General features: G+C 58.4%; 21 protein-coding genes. 13 read left to right on the forward strand and 8 right to left on the reverse strand.

Annotated features, from left to right (window positions below; translation table 11 throughout):
• The first annotated feature begins 10 nt into the window (after window positions 1–10).
• Window positions 11–907, forward strand: a complete 897-nt coding sequence (locus BN1137_RS04560; protein ID WP_050717467.1) for a LysR family transcriptional regulator — start codon at window positions 11–13, stop codon at window positions 905–907.
• 166 nt (window positions 908–1,073) lie between these two features.
• On the opposite strand, the gene BN1137_RS04565 is transcribed toward BN1137_RS04560, so the two are convergent.
• Both BN1137_RS04565 and eamB read right to left on the reverse strand, forming a co-directional pair.
• Complete coding sequence (locus tag BN1137_RS04565; RefSeq protein ID WP_083443359.1) at window positions 1,074–1,742, reverse strand: chromophore lyase CpcT/CpeT; 669 nt, start codon at window positions 1,740–1,742, stop codon at window positions 1,074–1,076.
• A 127-nt stretch (window positions 1,743–1,869) separates the two neighbouring features.
• On the reverse strand, window positions 1,870–2,457 hold the full coding sequence (eamB, locus tag BN1137_RS04570) for a cysteine/O-acetylserine transporter (RefSeq protein ID WP_050717468.1): 588 nt from the start codon (window positions 2,455–2,457) through the stop codon (window positions 1,870–1,872).
• A 105-nt stretch (window positions 2,458–2,562) separates the two neighbouring features.
• On the opposite strand from eamB, the gene BN1137_RS04575 reads away from it, so the two are divergent.
• On the forward strand, window positions 2,563–3,507 hold the full coding sequence (locus BN1137_RS04575; RefSeq protein WP_050717469.1) for a LysR family transcriptional regulator: 945 nt from the start codon (window positions 2,563–2,565) through the stop codon (window positions 3,505–3,507).
• A gap of 93 nt (window positions 3,508–3,600) precedes the next feature.
• Window positions 3,601–4,050, forward strand: a complete 450-nt coding sequence (locus tag BN1137_RS04580; protein WP_050717470.1) for an SRPBCC family protein — start codon at window positions 3,601–3,603, stop codon at window positions 4,048–4,050.
• Between the two features lie 385 nt (window positions 4,051–4,435).
• On the opposite strand, the gene BN1137_RS04590 is transcribed toward BN1137_RS04580, so the two are convergent.
• Window positions 4,436–4,936, reverse strand: a complete 501-nt coding sequence (locus BN1137_RS04590; RefSeq protein ID WP_050717472.1) for a DUF1993 domain-containing protein — start codon at window positions 4,934–4,936, stop codon at window positions 4,436–4,438.
• 286 nt (window positions 4,937–5,222) lie between these two features.
• Here BN1137_RS04590 and ydfZ point away from each other — a divergent pair, with 286 nt between their 5' ends.
• Window positions 5,223–5,420 (forward strand): putative selenium delivery protein YdfZ, encoded by a 198-nt coding sequence (gene ydfZ / locus BN1137_RS04595; RefSeq protein WP_050717473.1) that lies wholly within the window; start codon window positions 5,223–5,225, stop codon window positions 5,418–5,420.
• Between the two features lie 183 nt (window positions 5,421–5,603).
• Here ydfZ and BN1137_RS04600 read toward each other — a convergent pair whose 3' ends face one another.
• The gene (locus BN1137_RS04600) at window positions 5,604–6,116 is read right to left on the reverse strand and encodes a hypothetical protein (protein WP_157433628.1); all 513 of its coding nucleotides are present in this window, start codon (window positions 6,114–6,116) and stop codon (window positions 5,604–5,606) included.
• 184 nt (window positions 6,117–6,300) lie between these two features.
• Here BN1137_RS04600 and BN1137_RS04605 point away from each other — a divergent pair, with 184 nt between their 5' ends.
• On the forward strand, window positions 6,301–6,828 hold the full coding sequence (locus BN1137_RS04605) for a DUF2846 domain-containing protein (RefSeq protein WP_083443360.1): 528 nt from the start codon (window positions 6,301–6,303) through the stop codon (window positions 6,826–6,828).
• 94 nt (window positions 6,829–6,922) lie between these two features.
• Entirely contained in the window at window positions 6,923–8,314 is a 1,392-nt protein-coding gene (locus BN1137_RS21800) for an FRG domain-containing protein (RefSeq protein WP_083443361.1), read from the forward strand.
• Between the two features lie 507 nt (window positions 8,315–8,821).
• Here BN1137_RS21800 and BN1137_RS04610 read toward each other — a convergent pair.
• Together BN1137_RS04610 and uvrD are read right to left on the reverse strand one after the other, a co-directional pair.
• Window positions 8,822–9,577 carry a hypothetical protein gene (locus BN1137_RS04610; protein WP_050717474.1) on the reverse strand — a complete coding sequence of 252 codons (756 nt, stop codon included), beginning with the start codon at window positions 9,575–9,577 and terminating at the stop codon, window positions 8,822–8,824.
• 129 nt (window positions 9,578–9,706) lie between these two features.
• Window positions 9,707–11,878, reverse strand: coding sequence for a DNA helicase II (uvrD, locus tag BN1137_RS04615; RefSeq protein ID WP_050717475.1), 2,172 nt, complete (start codon window positions 11,876–11,878; stop codon window positions 9,707–9,709).
• Window positions 11,879–12,296: 418 nt separating this feature from the next.
• Between uvrD and BN1137_RS04620 the strand changes: the two genes are divergently transcribed.
• The 4 genes from BN1137_RS04620 (at window position 12,297) to BN1137_RS04635 (ending at window position 17,145) form a co-directional block, all read left to right on the forward strand.
• Window positions 12,297–13,295, forward strand: a complete 999-nt coding sequence (locus BN1137_RS04620; RefSeq protein WP_050717476.1) for a BMP family lipoprotein — start codon at window positions 12,297–12,299, stop codon at window positions 13,293–13,295.
• A gap of 86 nt (window positions 13,296–13,381) precedes the next feature.
• Window positions 13,382–14,950, forward strand: a complete 1,569-nt coding sequence (locus tag BN1137_RS04625; protein WP_050717490.1) for an ABC transporter ATP-binding protein — start codon at window positions 13,382–13,384, stop codon at window positions 14,948–14,950.
• A complete protein-coding gene (locus BN1137_RS04630; protein WP_050717477.1) occupies window positions 14,947–16,065 on the forward strand; it encodes an ABC transporter permease in 1,119 nt (372 codons plus the stop codon). Before BN1137_RS04625 ends, BN1137_RS04630 begins: the two co-directional genes overlap by 4 nt.
• A gap of 114 nt (window positions 16,066–16,179) precedes the next feature.
• On the forward strand, window positions 16,180–17,145 hold the full coding sequence (locus BN1137_RS04635) for an ABC transporter permease (RefSeq protein ID WP_050717478.1): 966 nt from the start codon (window positions 16,180–16,182) through the stop codon (window positions 17,143–17,145).
• Window positions 17,146–17,223: 78 nt separating this feature from the next.
• On the opposite strand, the gene BN1137_RS04640 is transcribed toward BN1137_RS04635, so the two are convergent.
• Together BN1137_RS04640 and BN1137_RS04650 are read right to left on the reverse strand one after the other, a co-directional pair.
• Window positions 17,224–18,405 carry a M28 family metallopeptidase gene (locus BN1137_RS04640; RefSeq protein WP_050717479.1) on the reverse strand — a complete coding sequence of 394 codons (1,182 nt, stop codon included), beginning with the start codon at window positions 18,403–18,405 and terminating at the stop codon, window positions 17,224–17,226.
• A gap of 463 nt (window positions 18,406–18,868) precedes the next feature.
• Window positions 18,869–19,774: a LysR substrate-binding domain-containing protein gene (locus BN1137_RS04650; RefSeq protein WP_050717481.1), complete on the reverse strand. Its 906-nt coding sequence runs from the start codon at window positions 19,772–19,774 to the stop codon at window positions 18,869–18,871.
• Between the two features lie 118 nt (window positions 19,775–19,892).
• On the opposite strand from BN1137_RS04650, the gene BN1137_RS04655 reads away from it, so the two are divergent.
• The 3 genes from BN1137_RS04655 (at window position 19,893) to BN1137_RS04665 (ending at window position 22,502) form a co-directional block, all read left to right on the forward strand.
• Window positions 19,893–21,020 carry an S-(hydroxymethyl)glutathione dehydrogenase/class III alcohol dehydrogenase gene (locus tag BN1137_RS04655; RefSeq protein ID WP_050717482.1) on the forward strand — a complete coding sequence of 376 codons (1,128 nt, stop codon included), beginning with the start codon at window positions 19,893–19,895 and terminating at the stop codon, window positions 21,018–21,020.
• A 52-nt stretch (window positions 21,021–21,072) separates the two neighbouring features.
• The gene (gene fghA / locus BN1137_RS04660; RefSeq protein WP_050717483.1) at window positions 21,073–21,921 is read left to right on the forward strand and encodes an S-formylglutathione hydrolase; all 849 of its coding nucleotides are present in this window, start codon (window positions 21,073–21,075) and stop codon (window positions 21,919–21,921) included.
• Window positions 21,922–21,995: 74 nt separating this feature from the next.
• The gene (locus BN1137_RS04665) at window positions 21,996–22,502 is read left to right on the forward strand and encodes a DinB family protein (RefSeq protein WP_050717484.1); all 507 of its coding nucleotides are present in this window, start codon (window positions 21,996–21,998) and stop codon (window positions 22,500–22,502) included.
• Window positions 22,503–22,509 lie beyond the last annotated feature (7 nt).

Genomic DNA, 22,509 nt, shown 5'->3' on the forward strand with positions numbered 1-22,509 from the left:
GGAGTTTAGAGTGGATCGCCTGACCGCCATCGAGATCTTCGTCGAAGTCGCCCGCGCGGGCAGCTTCAGTGCCGTGGCGGAGCGATTCGAGATGACGCCGGCCATGATCGGCAAATACATCAAATGGCTGGAGGCCCGCGTCGGCTCCCGCCTGCTCAACCGCAACACCCGCCGCCAGAGCCTGACCGAGGCGGGCAGGGAGTACCTCGGCGGTTGCCAGCACCTGCTGCAACACTATCGGGAGCTGGAGCAAAACACCCTGGCCCACACCGGCCAGGCAGCGGGCAAGATCCGCATCAATGCCCCCATCACCTTCGGCAGCCTGCGGCTGACTCCCTTGTTGTGCGACTTCATGGCGTGCTATCCGCAGATCCGCATCGAGCTGGATCTCTGCGATCGGCTGGTCGATGTGATTGGCGATGGCTTCGACCTCATCTTCCGGGTCGGCACCCCCAAGGATGCCGCCTACATCGCCCGCCCGCTGGCCAGCTCGGGCTCGGTGTTCTGCGCCTCGCCGCACTATTTGCAGCGCCACGGCACCCCGCTGGCGCTGGCGGATCTGGCCCGTCACCGCTGCCTGGGTTTCAGCCCCTGGCTGACACAATCCAGCCTGGCCCAGGCGTTTCCCCTCGAACACCTGCATCTGTGGGACAGCCAGTTCATCAGCAATAACGGCAGTGCCCTCAAGGTGGCCGCACTGCATCATGCGGGCATAGTGCTGCAGCCGCGCGCCCTGCTGATCGACGAACTCAAAAGTGGCGCCCTGCTGGAGATACTGCCGGATGCCCTGCCCGCCCCGCGCCCGGTCAACATGCTCTACCCGGCCAGGGAGCCGATGCCGCTGCGGTTACGGCTGCTGATCGACTATCTCAGCGAACACCGCCACCAGCTGGATCTGCCCGCCTGAGCGGCTTGTTTACCATGCGATTCGCTCCGCCCGGCTAATCCCTCTCTCGCAGCTTCCCCCATCACGTTCATCGCGACGCTTGCCATGGCGTGAAGGCACCGCCCCGGGGGCGACCCGCCCTGAAATCAGCATCAACGGCACACAAGAAGGGGCCATCTCGGCCCAGTCACTCCCCACGCTGTTTCACCCTTCTCAGATAGACATAGCCCTCGCCGGGGCTGCCCCAACGTTGATGGGCCTCGGTGTCGTAGGCCCTGTCCAGCAGCCTGACGCTGTTGGGGCCAATCCAGAGATATTGCACCAGGGTGCTGGCGCCGCCGAAGTCGGTGGAGCAGCTGCCGACCTGACTGTGGCCCGCGTATTCCCCCGAGGGTTGGCGGGTCAGCCAGATCTCGCAGCCCTGACGCAGGGAGAGTTGTTGCGGGGTGAGGGTGTCGAGCAGCTCGGGCTTGCGCCAGGCGCCGGCGAAGTCGATGGCTCTGGGCATAGTCAGCTCGGCCATCAGGATGCGGCCATCCGGCACCGGGGAGAAGCGGTAGATGCGCTGGCGAAACGGCCGCACCGCCCGCTCGGTCAGGAACTGCTCGGCATAGACCCAGCGATAGCCATCGTAACCGGGCCAGATCTCCACCAGTCGCAGCTCGGCACTGGTGAAGCGCTTGTCGTAACTGGCCTGCTCCTGGCTGGAGAACTCGCCGGTAAACCAGGAGAGCAGCGGCTCCATGCTGGACTGGTGTACCAGCGAAGTGGCCGGCGGCGTCACAAAGGGGGTTGGCGCCGCCCACACCAGGCAGGCGTAAAACAACCCAAGCAGGGCCGCCATCAGCTTTATCATCGAATCCTTCCGAGTCGCTTGCATGGCGGCGATTATATGAGCGAACGACGGCAATAACCTCTACCTTGATCAACTCCTTCAAAATCCGATGAAAAATCACTGCGTTAGCGAACAACTACGACGCAGGTCAGATCAGCATCCGAGCCGCGCAATACACCAGCAGGGCCGCCAGCGTCAGGTTCACGAGACGACCGTGGCGCTGAAACAGGGGCTGCAGCAGATGACCCGCCAGCGCCCAGCAGAGGTTTCCCAACGTGCCGATCAGCGCCAGCAGCAGGCTCACGCCCAACACCCAGACCAGTTCAGTGGTGTGAGGCAGCACGAAGGTGGAAAGCGCCGTGATGCCGTAGAGGATGATCTTCACGTTCACGAACTGCAGCCAGAAGCTGGTCCAAAAATCCGGCAAGGCCCCATCGGCGCGGGATAGCGTCGTGTCGCTGGTCGCTATACGCCAGGCCAGCCAGAGCACGTAGGCCGCCCCGGCCCAGCTGAGCCAGCCGACCAGCATGGGCGAGAGACTGATCAGGGTGAAGGTGAACAGGGCACACAGCAGCATGATCAGCAGAAAGCCCGCACTCATGCCCGCCAGCACCCGGCCGCTGCGGCGCAGGCCATGCTGGTTGGCGGCGCTCAGGGCCAGGATGTTATTCGGTCCCGGCGTCATGGCCGTGATCAGGGTGTAGGTTAAAAATGCGCTGACAAGGGTCGAGGTCATGGTGTTTCTCCGAATGGGAGTGACACCTTAGCGTCTCTACTAGCATCAAAAAATCGAATGTTTTAGCATCATGACTTCAACACTTCCGATGAATTGGAGCACCCCATGGATCTGCGACGCTTTATGACCCTCAAGACGGTGATCGAGGAGGGCTCCTTCGTGAAGGCATCCCGCAAGCTCTGTTGCACTCAGTCCACGGTGACCTTCCATATCCAGCAGCTGGAGCAGGAGCTTTCGCTGCAATTGTTCGAAAAAATAGGCCGCCGCATGTGCCTGACCGAGGCAGGGCAGAATATCATGCCGCATGTACACGAACTGATCCGGGTGATGGCGGGTCTGCGTCAGGCGGCGCAACAGGACGCCGAGCCGAGCGGCGAGCTCAGGGTTGCCATCGGCGAAACCCTGCTGGCCTACAAGATGCCGGCAGTGCTTGAGCGCTTCAAGCAGCGGGCCCCCGGAGTGCGGCTGTCGCTCCAGTCCCTGAACTGTTACGTCATTCGCGATGCGCTGCTGGCGGGCGAGGCCGATCTCGGCATCTTCTATCGGGTCGGCAACGACGCCGCCTTGCAGATGGAGAGCTTTGGCGAGCAACCCCTGGTGCTGGTGGCCTCCCCCGCCCTCAGCGGCATCGACTTCACCCGCCCGGATCAACACCTGCCGGTCAGCTTCATCATCAACGAGCCGCAGTGCATCTTCCGCCAGCTGTTCGAGAGCGCCCTGCGCCAGCGTGGCATCACCCTGGACGGCACCATAGAGCTGTGGAGCATAGAGAGCATCAAGCGCTGCGTGGCCAGCAACCTCGGCGTCTCCTTCCTGCCCCGCTTCGCCGTCGAGCGGGAGCTGAGTTCGGGTGAGCTGCAGGAGCTGCCCTTCTCCCCCACGCCCCTCGTCATCACGGCCCTGTGCGCCCACCACGCCGGCAAGTTTGTCAGCCCCGCCATGCGGGTGTTTATGGCGTGCGTGCAGGAGTGCCTGACAAAGGAGGACCAGCCAGCGGCAAATGCGGCCACTCATGGCGACCAGGACCAGCAACGCCTGACAGCAAGCTGACCCCGTCATAGGGAGCGCCACGACTCCCTCCTCCCGGTTGTCCTTCCCCCGAGCGACTATCCTTGCTGCGACACCACCGAGAAGGAACCCAATATGAGCACAGGAACAGTGACGCTGCATCGCGTCCTCAAGGCCCCGCCGCTGCGGGTCTATCGCGCCTTTATCGAGGGGGAGGCACTCGCCAAGTGGCTGCCGCCCCATGGCTTCACCTGCAAGGTGGCAGAGCTGGACGCCAGGGTCGGCGGTCGCTTTCGGATGGCGTTCTCGAACTTCGGCACCGGCCACACCCACTCCTTTGGCGGCGAGTATCAGGAGCTGGAGCCGGGCAAGCGCATTCGCTACACCGACCGTTTCGATGACCCCAACCTGCCGGGGGAGATGCGGGTCACCATCACCTTGACCAAGGTGCTGTGCGGCACCGAGCTCGCCATCGAACAGGCAGGGATCCCGGCGGTTATCCCGGTGGAGATGTGCTACCTCGGCTGGCAGGAGTCCCTGACCCAGCTCGCCGCCCTGGTGGAACCGGAGATCCCGAGCGAATAATGGGGCACAGTTCCCGGATCGGGTTGCGGCTCTTCGATCCCTTCTCCCCTTACTTTTCAAATAAGCAGGAGCAGGGTTGGGGATGAGGGATGGGAACATTCATGATCTTGGCGGCGCTTGCCGAGTCACCGGCAAGGGGCCATCTCTCCCAAAGGGAGAAGAAACAACCATCGACGCTCCCCCAAAATGCAGAGAGCCTGCCAAACTGGCAGGCTCTCTTCGTTTCGACAGACCGCGACTTACAACCTATCCCAATAGGCGTCATTGTCGAAGGCAGTTTGGACACAGCCAGCGCGCAGAAACCGGAGCGTACTGGAGTACGTGAGGATTTCGAGCACTGCCTGGGTTCAAAATGGCGAGTTAAATAGCCAAATGGGATGGGTTCTTATTGCAGGTTCAGGCCACCCAAGTAATCCCCCTTGCCGAGGTTGACCCCGGCCTGACGCAGCAGGGCATAGGCCATGGTCAGGTGGAAGTAGAAGTTAGGGATACCGTACTCATGCACGCAGGTATGACCATCCATGCCCTTGCCACCGGCCCAGTAGGGATAGTAGTGGCTGCTCGCATACTGGCTGAAATCGGCCTCCAGCTTGCTTTGCAGATAGGCGATGGTCTTGCCGATATGGGCGCGCAGATCCGCCATGGTCTTGGGGTCATCCCCGAGCACAGGCGGCTCGCTGTGGCTGGCGGTAGCGACCACGGCGCGGGCGCTGTCGCAGCAGATCAACACCTGCTTGGAGAAGGGCAGCATGTCGACGATGAGACGCTCATTGACGAAGTTCTCCACGTTGAACTTCTTCCCTTCGGCGTGGGCCTCGGCCTTGGCCAGGCACTGGTCGAGGTTGGTCAGCATCTTGATAAACTGGGCGGCGATATCACGATTCATAATGCACTCTCGGTTGGTTGAAGGCAGTGAAACAAGCGGCATCCACTATAGCGCATCCCCTTTGTGGTTCGAGCCCATGCCGATAAAAAGCACAGGCGGCCCCGTTCAAGGCAACAGGATATGGCAAGCCCGCAAGACCCCTGTGACCGACCCGCTCGGGCTTACCCACTGCATGAGTCCCTCTTCGCCTCTTTTTTGATCTGTGACATACATCACCCTTTTTCAGGGGCGTAGTCTGATCCTGCAACCCGGAGCACCCCGCCGGGAACAACAAAAGGAGACTGCAATGAAGATCTATGACCGGAACAGAAATGCGCTGCAACTGGGTCAGCGCGTCATGATTGCCGCCACCGGCGCCGTCGATACCCTGAAAGAGGCCCACACCGACAATATGACCCCCTACGAGGCGGAGCATGAGAAGTGCGTGCTGCTGGCCAACTCCCGAGAGCGTTACGCGCCCATCGAGTTGATTAGACTAGGCTGATACCCGGCATTACCTGTCACCCTACTCTTTACAATTCACCCGGCCGCCAAGCCCCATCTGCGGTCGGGTTTCTGATTTCCCCCTCCCCGCTTCTCTCCCTGTTTTGCCCATGGCTCATTGCATTGGCGTCCCACAGACCCGTGCAGATCAAGCTTTGCCCACGCCTCGTTTCCCCCGTTCTGATTATGACTTGGCCGACATGATGGACGCCCCTGACTGGGTTTCTGGCACAGTCGCCAGCAGCCGCCTGCCGAGATGGCAGATCAGCAGCAGAGGCGGCAACAGAGTGAGCAGCAGCCAGTGAGTGTGAGGCAGGATAAAAGCCCAGATGATCTCGTGGGGCAGCCAGGTCGAGGCACTGGCCGTCACGAAGGCTGTCTCATAGGCCTGCCATAACCAAAGCACGGTAAAGAGTGGTGGCAATAGCAGACGGGGTGCCAACAGAAACAGCGGCCAGAAGAGTGCACCCAGCAAGGCGCCAAACTCCAGCATGGGCAGGGCCAGTTCGGTAAAGGTGCGCCCCTGAAAGTAGCCGCCCCAGTGCAGAGAATCATCCTCCGTCAGCATCGGCCACCAGGAGGCGTACTGGAACAGAGTGAAGGAGAGCAGAAACAGCAGGCTGGTCAACAGCGCCAGCGTCGCTTTTCGCAAAAAACAGCGCCCCAGCCGGCGCAGTGTCGGCATCAACTTAGACATCAATGACTCCCATCTGGTGACGGGGCAGTATGCCGTGGTTCGCCGTACCGTCAAAGCACCGCACCATTCCGGTTAATTGTTGGAATATTGAATCCCGTCACACCAACTGCGGTTTGAGTGGTTGCCCGGTAACAAAGCCTCATGCGAACCTTTAAACCCCGCTAGCCCACTAAAACCAAGCACTATGTTCAGGCAAATAATGATGAGTGCTGCCCTGCTGTCGGTGGCGCTGCTTTCCGGTTGTGCTTCCATACCCATGGCCGATGCCACCGCGGATGTCCAGGCCAAGCAGTTTGTTGCACTCAAGGATGTGGCCAACCTCTATGTCTATCGCAATGAAACCTTTGGTGCGGCTCTCAAGATGCCGGTGCTGGTGGATGGCATGGCGGTCGGCGACACGGTGGCCCACAGCTATATCCTCAAGCAGGTGACACTAGGCAGCCACACCATCACCTCCAAGTCGGAGAACGATGCCACCCTGACCCTCAGCACAGAGGCAGGTAAAAACTACTACGTCTGGCAGGAGGTCAAGATGGGCCTGCTGATGGCCCGCTCCAAGCTCAGCGAAGTCAGCGAAGTCAGCGAAGTCAGCGAAGTCAGCGAAGTCAGCGAAGTCAGCGAAGTCAGCGAAGTCAGCGAAGTCAGCGAAGTCAGCGAAGTCAGCGAAGATGAGGGTAGACAAGGGGTGATGGAGAGCAAGTTGATCCAGTGATTTAATAAAATATAAATAGTCAGCGTTATATTTCCAAATGAAATTATGGCTGTGGTTATTCTATTGATAAATTATTTCCATATAGGAACGAGTGATGTTTAATCTTTTAATGTGTATAGAAAATGACGACTGGGACATTCATGGTAAAACCAGTGGCACAACATCGTTCCCCATTTCTAGATTTCTAGAAAATACACCACGAGAAATATCAAAGCAATTCTATCCAATTAATCATGCCGCCTTGAAATTTATAGAAAATTTACCAACACTCTTTATGACCGAGCTCTTTTCAAGGGATAATGATAACGGTGGCTATGATGAATTAATAAAAATTTGCACAGGAAAAATAATAAGCCCAAGGATAAATGATGGTGATATAGAATTCGAATTTTTAGTTGAAGAGAACTTTGGGGAAATAGAACTCAATAGAGATAAACAGAAGCAATATAGAGAAATTTTAGAAGCAGGCTCTTTTGGTCTTACAAGAACGCACTGGGCAATTAAAAACAAAAGGCTTTCTGATATTTTACTAGAATTGGGTTTAGGTAATAATTCTTCTACCACCGATCTTGAGGATGATCAGAATGGGGTACATTTTTTACCCGAAGAAGACATAAAGACAATTGATAGCATTGAAGAGTTTCTCAGTACAGTTTTAGTACTTAATGTGTCTAAAAATAATGAAGTTTTTTATCGTGGACATGCAAGTAAAGACTTTCATCTAGAGCCATCTCTATTTAGGAAAAATGAACAAGGCCAGTTTAAATATTTTCACAATGAAGATATTATGATTAGAGAATTATTAACTGTTCAACCGGTGGAATTTCAGCCTGATAGATTTATGCTCGATAAGTTGGTCAGAATGCAACACTACGGATTACCAACTAGATTATTGGACGTCACATCAAACCCGCTTATAGCGCTTTATTTTTCGTGCTCGGAAGTTGTAAAAGATACACATGGAAATGAACTAGATGGTCAAGTGATAATAATGGAGACGCCAAAATCTGAAATTAAGTTCTTTGATTCTGACACTGTAAGCTGTCTATCGCATCTAGCGTTACTCTCTGCAGAGCAAAAAAGTAAATTACAAATTGAAAAAATGGAGGATGATCAGGAGAAAAGTGTTGCTAATTTTAATAATAGCGAAGTATGCTCTCAGTTAGTTCACCTTATTAAAGATGAGAAAAGCTATTTTAAAAATATTGTTAGGCCTCAGGATATAAATAAGATACTTTTTGTAAGAGGTAGAATATCCAATGAGAGGATATCATCTCAGTCAGGTGCTTTTTTGATTTTTGGCAATGATGCAATACTTCCTGAAACAGGACACAGCACATTGAAAATAACTAAGATAAATATAAAAAACAAATCCAAAATAATGAGCCAATTAAACATCTTAAATATAAATGAAAGTACAATCTACCCGGGGATAGAAAAGGCAGCAAAAGAAATTTCAAAAAAATACAGTTTATTATCTACATAATCCATGAGGGATATAGTTTGGATAACAGACTGTAATAAATCGAAAAATAAAATGTTCGATAAAATGCATAACCACCAACCCTGCCTAAGCCGGGTTGGTGAAGTCTAGAGCGACGAGCGTTACAACACACCGTCACCAAACACTTGGTACTGACCTTGTCAAACTAGATCATCATACGGCTCTACTGGCCGCCCCTTCGAAGTTGAGTTCCAGCCCTTCCCCAAATCTCGGGTGTAGCACCCGCTAGCCGAACTTGATGCCGCTGCGTCGACGCTTTGTTTCACCTTGTTCTGACTAAAGCGGCCGTACTGGGTCGGGCGGCTGACCTGGGTGCGCAGCCGGATCTCTTCCAGACACTCGACGGGCATCTCGCGGCTGTAGATGCAATGGCTCTCGACATAACATGATGTGGTTTTGGGGTACATCCAGCTTTTGGCTACGACACAGACAATCAACCATAAAAAACTCTAGAAAGATGAATATCCCAAGCTTCGTGGCTCAGATCAGCTATTTTACTTCACAGTTGTCATTTATTTCAAACTGAGGTTGATTTATTGGTCTAATCCATTGAGCAAGAAACCAATCATGCTGCAGTGTGCCATCTTTCGAGAACAAGTCCGTCCCCTGTGTAATATTAAATGAAAAACTATGTTTCTTCCTTTCCTCTCCAGTATATATATTTGCAATTATCTCTGCATTTTGACCATATTTTTTAGTCAACAAATCATTTAGGACTTCTACAAAATAGATCTCATGAATGCCTACACCGATATCAGGTTCAAAAATATGAATATATTGAAAGTTGATATCAGACATTACGCTGCTCAAATCGGATAAGTGAATTGAGTTGCCGATTTTTATCCAGATTGTTTTACCGGGTTTTATTGTCAATGGTTCATTATTATTTTCGCTAGACGATAAAATACATATACCTTGTCTACCAGCTTTGCCTTTGCTAATCAAGGCGCTACCACGCCCCTCAACATCGGCGGACACTATCATGATCGGCAACATACTGTAGTTTCTGATGCTCATCATTAAGAACACATCATCCTGTTCTTTATTAAAACTATTTTTAATACGAAAAGGCTCAAGACGAGCTTGAACTACAGCAATGCTTTTCCTAGGTTGCCACGATGCAATTACATCTATAGCATCATTAATATTCCCTAAACTTGCTGCTAGGCTAACTATTATCGCCCCTAAGGTTAAAACCATATTCCATTTTGATTTCAAGAACTTTTTTATATTTTCAATCATCATGCGAAGTTCTCATTTCTTCTCGTATGAGGTCAGCTCAGAAAAAATTCCCTGTTAGATTAAATCTATCGTCACAAATGATGTAATCAACCCGGCCTAAGCCGGGTTGATTACATCAAAAGGCGAGGAGAGTTACAGCGCCTCTAACCGTGCATAGGCCGTCACCAACCACTTGGCACCGACGTCGTCGAACTGGATCTGTACCCGGCTCTGGGGGCCGACCCCTTCGAAGTTCAGCACTATGCCCTCCCCGAATTTTGGGTGCAGCACCCGCTGGCCAAGTTTGATGCCGCTGGCGTCGAAGCTCTGCTGCACCTCGTTCTGGCTAAAGCGGCCATATTGGGTGGGGCGGCTCACCTGGGTGCGCAGCCGGATCTCCTCAAGGCACTCGGCGGGCATCTCGCGAATAAAGCGGCTTGGCTTATGCTGCATCTCGCGGCCGTAGATGCGGCGGCTCTCCGCATAACAGATGTAGAGCTTCTCCATGGCGCGGGTCATGCCCACGTAGCAGAGGCGGCGCTCCTCCTCGAGGCGGCCCGATTCCTCGGTGGATTGCTGGCTCGGGAACATGCCCTCCTCCAGTCCCACCAGCAGCACCAGCGGGAACTCCAGCCCCTTGGCGCTGTGCAGCGTCATCAATTGCACCGCATCGGCGTATTCGTCCGCCTGATTCTCGCCGGATTCGAGCGCCGCGTGGGCGAGGAAGGCGGAGAGATCGCTCATGTCTTCCAGCTCATCCGGACGCTGGTACTGGCGGCAGGCGGTCACCAGCTCGTCCAGGTTTTCTACCCGTGCCTGGGACTTCTCGCCTTTTTCCGCCAAGTACATGGCCTTGAGGCCGGAGTTTTGGATGGCGATATCTGCCTGCTGATGCAGGGGCAACATGGAGACTTGTTCTTCCAGCGCATCGACCAGCTCGACGAAGCCGCGCACCGCGTTGCCGGCACGGCCGGTCAGCACCTTGTCGTTGAGCAGTACCCTGGCCGATTGCCAGAGGTTGAGCCCTTGATCCCTAGCGTTGCTCCGCAAGATCTCCAGGGTGCGATCGCCGATGCCGCGGGTCGGGGTGTTGACGACCCGCTCGAAGCTGGCGTCGTCGCCTCTGTTGTTGATGAGGCGTAGGTAGGCCATCGCATCCTTGATTTCCTGGCGCTCGAAGAAGCGCAGACCGCCGTAGATGCGGTACGGCATGGCGTCCTGCATCAGCGCCTCTTCCAGCACCCGTGACTGGGCGTTGGAGCGATAGAGGATGGCGCAGTCGGTGAGCAGGCCGCCTTTCTCCTTCCAGTCCTTGAGGCGACCGACCACGAAGCGGGCCTCGTCCACCTCGTTGAAGGCGGCATAGAGCGAGATGGGATCGCCCTCGGCCCCCTCGGTCCACAGCTCCTTGCCGAGCCGGTCCGAGTTGTTGGCGATGACGCTGTTGGCCGCTTTCAGGATATTGGCGGTGGAGCGGTAATTCTGCTCGAGGCGAATGGTTTCGGCGCCCTGATAGTCGGTCAAGAAGCGCTGGATGTTCTCTATCTTGGCGCCGCGCCAGCCGTAGATGGACTGGTCATCGTCGCCGACGATCATCACCCGACCGGTTTCCCCGGCCAGCATCCGCAGCCAGGCGTACTGAATGCCGTTGGTGTCCTGGAACTCGTCCACCAATATGTTCTGGAAGCGATCCCGGTAGTGCTCGAGGATGTGCGGCCGGTTCAGCCACAGCTCGTGGGCACGCAGCAACAGCTCGGCAAAATCCACCAGCCCGGAGCGATCGCAGGTCTCCTGGTAGGTCTTGTAGATCTGCTGATAGGTGCGGGTGACGGGGTCGCCGTACAGATCGATGTCACCGGGGCGCAGCCCTTCATCTTTCTTGCCGTTGATGTAACCCATCACGGCGCGAGGCGCCCAGTGCTTCTCGTCCAGGTTCAGCGCCTTGATGACACGGCGGATCAAGCGGTATTGATCGTCGGAGTCGAGGATCTGGAAATCCTGCGGCAGGCCCGCATCCAGATGGTGGGCCCGCAGCAATCGGTGGGCGATGCCGTGGAAGGTGCCAATCCACATGCCACGCACGCCGTCGCCAATGACTTTCTCGACCCGGCCACGCATCTCGGCGGCCGCCTTGTTGGTAAAAGTCACGGCGATGATGGAGAAGGGTGAACAACGCTCCACCTGCATCAGCCAGGCGATACGGTGCACCAGCACCCGGGTCTTGCCCGAGCCGGCACCGGCCAGTACCAGCAGATTGCTACGGGGCGCCGCGACTGCGTCTCTTTGCTTGTCGTTGAGCCCGTCGAGCAGGGTTGAAACGTCCATCACCACTCCTGTTTATTTATACAGGCGGCGATTATACGGCCTGCGGGGCCAGAGACCAAATCGGCGTGACAATAGGGTTCTTGTCCTGCTCACCAGAACAAGATGCTGTTCCCATGCCACAAATTAGCGCCAATGGAAGCCACCTTTTTCATCAATGCGCGAAAACGCTTGCATATAACTCGATGAATACAAATGAAAATGTCGTTTGAACCCTATTAATCGCAGCATTTAGTTCTAAAAACAAAGCTAAAAACAAACACTTATAAAGCAATTTGCTTATATTTCAAACCGTTAACGCAAACGTTTTTCCTTTATGATCTCCTTGACCCACAAACTGGCTCACTTACAGTTAGCCAGCGTGCTTTATGACCTGTTCAGACAGGTTGTGGACCCTCACATAACAATCAAGGATACGATCGTGACTAAAGTGCTCAAGCTGGCCACCGTGGCCGCCCTCACCCTTGCTGCCCTTTCTGCCCAGGCAGCCTCCGACCCTGCCGTCATCTATGACACCGCCGGCAAATTCGACAAGTCATTCAACGAAGCCGTGTTCCGTAACGGCGTCGAAGTCTACAACAAGGACAAAGGCGTCAAGGTCAAGGAGTTCGAACCCCAGAACGAAGCCCAGCGTGAGCAGGGTCTGCGCCGTCTGGCCAGCCGTGGCAACAGCCCGATCGTCGCCGTTGGCTTCAACATGGGTTCCGCGGTAGAGAAAGTCGCCACCGAATTCCCGAAAACCCAGTTCACCATCATCGACATGGTGGTCGACAAGCCGAACGTACAGTCCCTCATCTTCAAGGAGCATGAAGGTTCCTTCCTGGTGGGCGCGCTGGCTGCCATCGCTTCCAAGACCGGCAAAGTCGGCTTCGTGGGCGGCATGGACATCCCGCTGATCCGCAAATTCCAGTGCGGCTACGAGCAGGGCGCCAAGTACATCAATCCGAAGATCGACGTGTACCAGAACATGACCGGCTCCACCCCGGCGGCCTTTGCTGACCCGGCCAAGGGTGCAGAACTGGCCAAGTCCCAGTTCGCCAAGGGCGCTGACGTGGTCTATGCCGCCGCCGGCGGTACCGGTATCGGTGTTTACCAGGCAGCCAAGGACGAAGGCAAGTTTGCCATCGGCGTGGATTCCAACCAGAACCACCTGCAACCGGGCACCATGCTGACCTCCATGGTCAAGGACGTCGGCCTGGCCGCGTACAAGTCCTGGGATGACGGCGCCAAGGGCACCTGGAAACCGGGTATCCAGACCCTGGGTCTGGCCGAAGGTGGTGTGGATTGGGCAATCGACGAGAACAACAAGGCGCTGATCACGCCGGAAATGAAAACCAAGGTTGACGCCATCAAGGCCGACATCATCGCCGGCAAGATCAAAGTGCACGACTATATGAGTGACAACTCCTGCAAATACTGAGTCATTGCTACGACTCTCAACCCTAAATGACCGGCCCGCACGGGCCGGTTTTTAGTCTCTCCTTCATGACCCGCAAGGACTGCATCATGGACCAGACAGATCGCTATGCCATCGAATTAAGAGGTATCGATAAGCGGTTCGGCGACGTATACGCCAACAAGCAGATCGACCTCAAGGTTCGTAAAGGCAGTATTCACGGCATCGTCGGCGAAAATGGCGCCGGCAAGTCGACCCTGATGAGCATCATCTACGGTTTCTACCACGCCGATAAAGGCGAGATGCTGATCGACGGTAGCCCCTTCAAACCCCATGGCTCACAAGATGCGATTGCCGCAGGCGTGGGCATGGTGCATCAGCATTTTATGCTGGTGAACAACTTCACCGTGCTGGAGAACGTCATCCTCGGCGCGGAAAACGGCTGGCATCTGGGCAAGAGCCTGGCGGCGGCCGAGAAATTGCTCGGCGAGCTGGCACGGGACTATGGTCTCGAGGTGCCGCTGCACGAGAAGGTCGAGGATCTGCCGGTGGGCCTGCAACAGCGGGTCGAGATCCTCAAGGCGCTCTATCGCGGTGCCCGCATCCTGATCCTCGACGAGCCGACCGGGGTACTGACCCCGCAAGAGGCGGATCACCTGTTCGAGGTGCTAAAAAAGCTGCGCGATCAGGGCGCGACCATCATCCTCATCACCCACAAGCTGCGGGAGATCCTGGCCATTACCGATCAGGTCTCCATCATGCGCCGTGGCGAGATGGTGGCCCACGTCGCCACCAAGGATACCGACAAGGAGCAGCTCGCCGAACTGATGGTGGGCCGCAAGGTGCGCCTCAAGGTCGACAAGGGCGCCGCCCAGCCGGGCGAGGCCAAGCTCAAGGTTGAGGGGTTGTCTTATTTCGATGATGCCAAGGTGGAACGGGTCAAATCCGTCAGCTTCGAGGTCCGCGCAGGGGAAGTGGTCGGCATCGCCGGCGTCTCCGGCAACGGTCAGTCCGAGCTGCTCAGCCTGCTCGGCGGCATCATCAAGCCGAGCAAGGGCAACTTCACCATCCACGGCAACGGCCAGGCCCACGTGGTGAACCTGGCGCAACCGGCCAACCCGGAACAGGTGCGTAACTTCGGTCTCGGCCACATCCCGGAAGACCGCCACAAGATGGGGCTGATCAATCGCTTCGAGGCGAAAGAGGCCTTCATCCTCGGTTATCACAGACGTGCCCAGTACAACAAGGGCTGGCTGCAGAACAAGGAGGCGATCCGCCAGGATTGCCAGGCCAAGATGGACAAGTGGGACGTGCGCCCGCCCCATCCTGAGCACAAGACGGCGAACTTCTCCGGCGGCAACCAGCAGAAACTGGTGATCGCCCGCGAGGTGGAGCAAGACCCGGATGTGCTGCTGGTCGGTCAGCCGACCCGTGGCGTCGACATCGGCGCCATCGAGTATATCCACCAGCAGATCATTGCCATGCGCGACAAGGGCAAGGCGGTGCTGCTGGTGTCGGTGGAGCTGGACGAGATCATGAGCCTGTCTGACCGCATCCTGGTCATCGCCGATGGTCGCATCGTCGGTGAGCTGGACGGCGCCAAGGCGGACGAACGCACCATAGGCCTTATGATGGCTAACATAGTCCCCGACGAGATTGCCAAGGAGGCTCGCCCATGAGCCAAACACGTATCCCAGCCTGGATCTCCGTGGGCGTGCTGCCCGCGATCAACATACTGCTGGCCTTCCTGGTGTCGGCCATCTTGTTCTATTACCTCGACATCAACCCGCTCGATGCCGCCGACATCATGTGGTACGGCGCCTTCGGCACCGGCGAGGGGATAGGCTTCACCCTCTACTACGCGACCGGTTTTATCTTTACCGGTCTGGCGGTAGCAGTGGCCTTCCACGCCGGCCTGTTCAACATCGGCGGTGAGGGTCAGGCCTATATCGGCGGCCTCGGCGTCGGGCTGGTCTGCCTGCTGCTCGGCGATGTGCTGCCGTTCGCCCTGCTGCTGCCGCTGGCCATCATCGCTGGTGCTCTGTTCGGCGCGGCCTGGGCCTTCATCCCGGCCTGGCTACAAGCCAAGCGTGGCAGCCACATCGTCATCACCACCATCATGTTCAACTTCATCGCCGCGTCCCTGATGGCCTATCTGCTGGTCGACGTCTTCAAGCCGCCAGGATCCATGGCCACCGAAAGCAAGGTGTTTGCCATGGCGAGCTGGCTGCCGAAGATGAGTGAACTGGCGGCCGGGTTTGGTGTGGAAATGCCAAATAGCCCGCTCAACATCAGCTTCGTCTGGGCGTTGATCTGCGCGCTGCTGGTGTGGGTCTTCATCTGGCATACCCGCTGGGGTTACGAGATCCGCTCGGTCGGCGCCAGCCAAAGCGCCTCTTCCTATGCGGGCATCTCCTATCCCAAGGTGGTGATCCTGGCCATGGTGATCTCCGGCATGCTGGCGGGCTTCTTCGCCCTCAACGTGCTGCAGGGTGAGCTGCACCAGATCAAGCTGAACTTCGTGGAAGGTTTCGGTTTCACCGGGATCGCGGTGGCGCTGATGGGGCGTAATCACCCGGTTGGCGTCATCATCGCCAGCCTGCTGTTCGGCTTCCTCTATCAGGGCGGCGCCGAGCTCAGCTTCGAATTCGGGGTGGATCGCAACATCGTCGTGGTGCTGCAGGGTCTGGTGATCCTGTTCTGTGGCGCCCTTGAGCACATGCTGCGCCCGCGTATCGAGCAGGCCTATCTGGCCTTCGCCAACCGCTCAGCCGCGCAAGTCAAAGGAGCCTGACCATGTTCGAAACGCTGATATTGATGCTGGATGCGACCATTCGTACTGCTCCACCGCTCATTCTGGCCGCCATGAATGACAGGAATGTTCTGCGCGTAGAAGGGAGTCCAAGCCATGTTTGAAACCCTGATCTTGATGCTGGATGCCACAATCCGTACCGCGCCACCGTTGATTCTGGCCGCCATGGCCGGCATGTTTTGCGAGCGATCCGGGGTGGTCAACATCGCGCTGGAAGGCAAGCTGCTGGCGGCGGCCTTCGCCAGTGCGGCGGCGGCGGCTGTCTCCGGCTCGGCCTGGATAGGCCTCGGCGCCGGGGTGGGTGTCTCCATCCTGTTCGCCCTGCTGCACGGTTTCTCCACCATCACCCACCGCGGTGATCAGGTGGTGAGCGGCATGGCCATCAACATACTGGCGGCCGGTCTGACCGTCACCCTCGGCCGTTACTGGTTCGATCAGGGTGGCCAGACGCCGGCGCTGTCCGGCGCGGCCCGCTTCGCCCCCATCGATCTGCCTTACGCCAAGGAGCTGTACGACGTGCCGGTTATCGGCCAGCTCTACAGCGAGCTGCTGAGCGGTCACTCCCTGCTGGAGTACGTGGCCTTCGCCGCCGTGCCGCTGGCCTGGTGGGTGCTGTTTCGTACCCGTTTCGGGCTGCGTCTGCGCGCCGTGGGTGAGGCCCCGGCCGCGGTCGATACCGCCGGTATCTCTGTGGTGCGGATGCGCTACATAGCGCTCATCATCGGCGGTCTGCTGGCCGGCATCGGTGGCACCTACCTGGCCGTGGCCCAGACCGCCCAGTTCATCCCGAACATGAGTGCGGGCAAGGGCTTCATGGCGCTGGCGGCGCTGGTGTTTGGCAAATGGAAGCCCTGGAGCGCCATGGCGGCCTGCCTGCTGTTCGGCTTCCTCGACGCCGTCGCCATCCGGCTGCAAGGGGTCAGCATCGGCGACTTCCCGATCCCGGTACAGGCCATAGAGGCACTGCCTTACATCCTGACCGTGTTCCTGCTGGCCGGTTTCATCGGCAAGGCGGTGGCACCCAAGGCGCTCGGCACTCCCTACGTCAAGGAACGGGAATAAGCTTCCCGCCCATGCAAACAATGCAAAAAGGCCCACGAAAGTGGGCCTTTTTTTACATGGCTCATCGCCCCCTGGGCCTCAGTTTATCTTGCCCATCTCGATGGCGAAGCTGGTAGCCAGCTGGGCAAACTTGAGGGCATGGGCGGCCGAGGGATCCGAGTTTTGCAATGTGTCCTGGGCGGTGTGGATGTTGGGGTTGTAGTCGTTGAAGCGCGACTCGAACGGCATGGCGGCCGGGTAGCCCTGATTGTGCCAGGAGGCGTGATCAGAACAGCCGTAACCACAGCTGTCGTAGCCGTAGCGGATCTGGGGCAGATAGGCGTCGAGCAGCTGGGCCAGATAGCCGGTCAACCCCTTGTCGGTGTAGTCAGTCATGAAGACGATGTCTTCCGCCGATCCCTGATAGTTGGTCATATCCAGCTGCAGCGCCGCCAGCACCTTGGTGTTGGCGGCTTTATAGCGGGTGGCGATGTCCTTGGAGCCGCGCAGCCCCACCTCTTCCGCCGCATAGCCGATAAACTGCAGGGTGCGTTCCGGCTGGCGACCTTGCTCGGCGATGACCCGCAGCACCTCGGTCAGGGTGGCAATGCCGGAGGCATCGTCGTCGGCGCCCGGTGCCAGGGTGCGGCTGTTGGGGGCAGAGCCCGCGGTGGAGTCGAGGTGGCCGCCGAGCACCACCACTTCGTCCGGGTAGCGGCTGCCCTTGAGGGTCAGCACCACGGATTGCTGCGGATAGCCGCTGTGCTTGACCCGGCTGACGCTGGCCCAGGGCAGAGCGGCGCTCAGACTCTGCCACTGGCCGGCCACCCAGTCGGCCGACTGTACCCCTGTGGTGCTGGTGTAGTAACGGTTGCGCCAGCTGGCGAGCTGGCTGATGGTGCCGACTATGTTGCCCTGATCCAGATAGGGCAGCAGCCGGTTGACGCTGGCCCCCTGGGTCAGCGGCGGGGCACTGAACAGGTTCTGGCTGATGGGCTGGGCCATGCTCTGCAGCGCGTCGGCAAGGGTGCTGTGCACCACATAGCCGCCGCAGCGCTGATGACCTTCGTGCATCAGGTGGGAGAGGGTGCCGAGCTCACTTGCCTCGACCTGGGCCAGCTGTACCGGGGCACCGCTCGCGCTGAACAGGGGGGCCAGCTTGGCCTTGACCTGCTTGAGTTCGACGCCGCTGTCGGCACCGACCGTGATCCAGACGGGTTCGGCGGCCTGCACGACGAGGGGCAGCAGGGGGAGCAAGAGGGCGGTCAACAAGGGTTTCATATCGGATCCTTCCAGATAGAGTGGCGGGCAAATGCGCCAAATGGGTGTCATAAGACGACTGGCCCAGTCTAGCCAAGGGTGGATGTGTATGGGCTTGTCCATCTGGTACGGCCATCCCCCCGTCCGGTGGGGGCCGCTGCAGGATCTGCTGTCTACCGCGCCGGTTCTAGGGGGCAGGCGGAGCTTTGTGCTGGTGAGGGTGTGCCACACAGCGTGCCCGCCGGACAGGACGATCACAGCCCAGGCTGGGGGGCTGACAAAGGGAGTCAAACTGTGCCATGTCGGTGCGGGTAGCTGGAGTAACAGGGCGCTGGCGCAAGTAATGGGAAGAGAGACAACAGCTGTTGAAAGGCTGGGTATTCATGATGACGGCTCTCACGGTGATGACCTACTTCAAGATTGGTCTTCCAACACCTGATGGGGACAGCGCCTTTTTTATGGGGATCGTTTTGTCATCAGAGCGTTAGCCGATGGGGCGCACCAAGGCCGGCTGGGCAGGATCGCTGAGCCGCTCGGCCAGATAGTCCACCAGCAGCCGCACCTTGGGGGAGAGGTGGCGATTATGGGGATAGAGCGCCCAGATGCCCTCCTCCGGCGCCCGCAGCTCGGGCAGCAGCTCGATAAGATCCCCCCTGGCCAGATGGTCGCCCACGTAGTAGTCCGGTAGCTGGATGATACCGATCCCCTTGAGCGCCGCATCCAGCAAGGCGTGGCCGCTGTTGCACTGCAACAGGCCACGCACCCGTACGCTGTGGGGTTTACCGTTCAGGGTGAAGTGCCACTCGTCGCCATTGCCCACCAGACAGGTATGGCGAGCGAGCTCGGACAGGCTGTTGGGCATGCCGTGGCGGGCGGTATAAGCGGGTGAGGCGCACACATAGGGCACTCGCTTGGCCAGCTTGCGCGCCACCAGGGTCGAGTCCTTGAGATGACCGAGCCGGATCGCGAGATCGAACCCCTCGTGCACCAGATCCAGCAGCTGGTTGGTGAGGTTGAGGGTCACCTCCAGCTGGGGGAAGCGCACCATGAAGTCGTTCACCAGCGGCGCGATGCGGCTCTCACCATAGGAGACCGGCGCCGTGATGCGCAGCAGCCCCTGTGGCTGGGCCTGATGCTGGCCGAGTGCCAGCTCGGCCTCATAGAGGTTGTCGAGCAACTGACGGCAGTGGCGATAATAGATCTCGCCGAGCTCGGTGAGCCGCACCTGGCGGGTGGTGCGCAGCAACAGCTTGGCCTGCAGCCTGTCTTCCAGCTGCGCCACCTGGCGGCTGACCTGGGCCACCGACACCCCCAGCTTGCGCGCCGCCGGGGTAAAGCCCCCCTGCTCCGCCACGCTGACAAATTCACAGATCCCTTCCCAGCCGAACATTATTACCTATGTGTAAAAGTGATTTGATATTTAGCCTCATTATCACCAAATCGGCGGGAAACTACACTGATTGTCCGAACCCATTTCTGTTCACCCATTCAACAAGAGGATGTCATTCATGGCACAGGTTCAAAGCATCAAGTGTAAGGCCGCCATCGCCTGGGGCCCGGGTCAGCCCCTCACAATCGAAGAGGTGGATGTCATGCCTCCCCAGGCGGGAGAAGTGCGGGTGCGTATCGTCGCGACCGGCGTCTGCCACACCGATGCCTTCACCCTGTCCGGTGAAGATCCGGAAGGGGTCTTCCCCTGCATCCTCGGCCATGAAGGCGGCGGTATCGTCGAGTCAATCGGTGAGGGCGTCACCAGCGTCAAGGTCGGCGATCACGTGATCCCGCTCTACACCCCCGAATGTGGCGAGTGCAAGTTCTGCAAGTCCGGCAAGACCAACCTATGCCAGAAGATCCGCACCACCCAGGGCAAGGGGCTGATGCCAGACGGCACCACCCGTTTCTCCAAGGATGGGCAGCCCATCTACCACTACATGGGCACCTCCACCTTCAGCGAATACACGGTATTGCCGGAGATCTCCATCGCCAAGGTGGATCCGGCCGCGCCGCTGGAAGAGGTCTGCCTGCTGGGTTGTGGCGTCACCACTGGCATCGGCGCCGTGATGAACACCGCCAAGGTCAAAGAGGGTGAGAGCGTCGCCATCTTCGGACTGGGTGGCATCGGCCTCTCCGCCGTGATCGGTGCCCGTCTGGCCAAGGCAGGCCGCATCATCGCCATCGACATCAACGAGAGCAAGTTCGAGCTGGCCCGCAAACTCGGCGCCACCGACTGCATCAACCCGAACGACTATGACAAGCCCATCCAGGAGGTGATCGTCGAGATGACCGACGGCGGCGTCGACTTTTCGTTCGAGTGCATCGGCAACGTCAAGGTGATGCGCGCCGCGCTCGAGTGCTGCCACAAGGGTTGGGGCGAGTCGGTCATCATCGGTGTGGCTGGCGCCGGCCAGGAGATCAGCACCCGTCCGTTCCAGCTGGTCACCGGCCGGGTCTGGCGCGGCAGCGCCTTCGGTGGGGTACGGGGTCGCAGCGAACTGCCGAGCTATGTGCAGCGCTACATGCAGGGTGAGTTCCGCCTCGATGACTTCATCACCCACACCATGCCGCTCGAGCAGATCAACGAGGCGTTCGAGCTGATGCACGAAGGCAAGAGCATCCGCACCGTCATCCACTACTGATCCCATCACGGCCCCGCCCATCGATGAATGCGCGGGGCTGAGGAGTTCATAGATGAATCTGGACATCATCAGCAGCAACAAGAGTTTCGGCGGCTGGCACAAGCAGTATCGCCACCGCTCAAGCGTGCTCGATTGCGAGATGCGCTTCGCCGTCTATCTGCCACCCCAGGCCCTCACCGGCCAGAAGGTGCCCGTGCTCTACTGGCTCTCCGGCCTCACCTGCACCGATGAAAACTTCATGCAGAAGGCGGGCGCCCAGCGTATCGCCGCCGAGCTTGGCATCGCCCTGGTGGCACCGGACACCAGCCCGCGCGGGGAAGGTGTCGCGGATGACCCCGGCTACGATCTCGGCATGGGGGCGGGCTTTTACGTCAATGCGACCCAGAGCCCCTGGCGCGACAACTACCAGATGTATGACTACGTCACCCGCGAACTGCCCGAGCTTATCGAGACCCACTTCCCAATCTCGACAAGGCGCGCCATCAGCGGTCACTCCATGGGCGGTCACGGGGCGCTGATCGCCGCCCTGCGCGAACCCGGACGCTATCGCTCGGTATCGGCGTTTAGCCCCATCAGTCACCCGAGCCGCTGCCCCTGGGGCCAGAAGGCACTCGGTGCCTACCTCGGCAACAATCCCCTGCTGTGGCAGGAGTGGGATGCCTGCCAGCTGCTGCGCCACCACGAGACGACGCCGCTGCCAACCCTGGTGGACGTCGGACTGGACGACCCCTTCCTGGCCGAGCAGCTCTGCATCGATGCCCTGGCCGAGGTCGCGGCAACCAAGGCCTGGCCGCTGGAGCTCAATCGTCACGCCGGTTACGATCACAGCTACTACTTCGTGGCAAGCTTCATCGAGGCGCACCTGCGCTTCCATGCCAGTCACCTCGGCGATCAGGCCTGACTGCCCTTGACGTTGACGAGGTGCGGTAGGCGCCTCATGCGAAGGGCCGCTTGAACAAGGAACAGGAATCAAGGATGAATATCTTTACCACACTGCTGTCCATGCCGGATCAGTTCGAGCACCTGTTGGCGCAGGTGCCCGCCGATCACCTGAACTGGGAGCCCGCCAACTGGGCCGGCATCCCCTCCGAGCGCTTCAGTGCCCAGGGTCACCTCTGCCATCTGCTGGATATAGAGACGCTGGGTTATCGGGTCCGTTTCCAGCGCACCCTGACGGAGAGCCTGCCCGAACTAGTCTCCCTCGATGGCTATCAGTTGGCGCTGGATAACGACTATCCCCAGCAGGATCCCGCCACCCAGCGGGCCCGCTTTCGCGCCGCCCGCACCGAGACAGTCGCCTGGCTAAGGGAGCTGCCAGCCTCGGCATGGGAACGGCGAGCCCACTATGGCGGCTATGGGGAGATAACCCTGGACGGTCTGGTGCGCCTGCTGGTCAGCCACGACCACCAGCACCTCGCCGGCATGCAGTGGCTGCTGATGCGGCTGAACGCGGATCTGCGCCTCGCCCTGCCCCTCGCCTGAGATCGCC

It is taken from the genome of Aeromonas tecta (assembly GCF_000820185.1).
GTDB classification, from domain to species: Bacteria; Pseudomonadota; Gammaproteobacteria; order Enterobacterales; family Aeromonadaceae; genus Aeromonas; species Aeromonas tecta.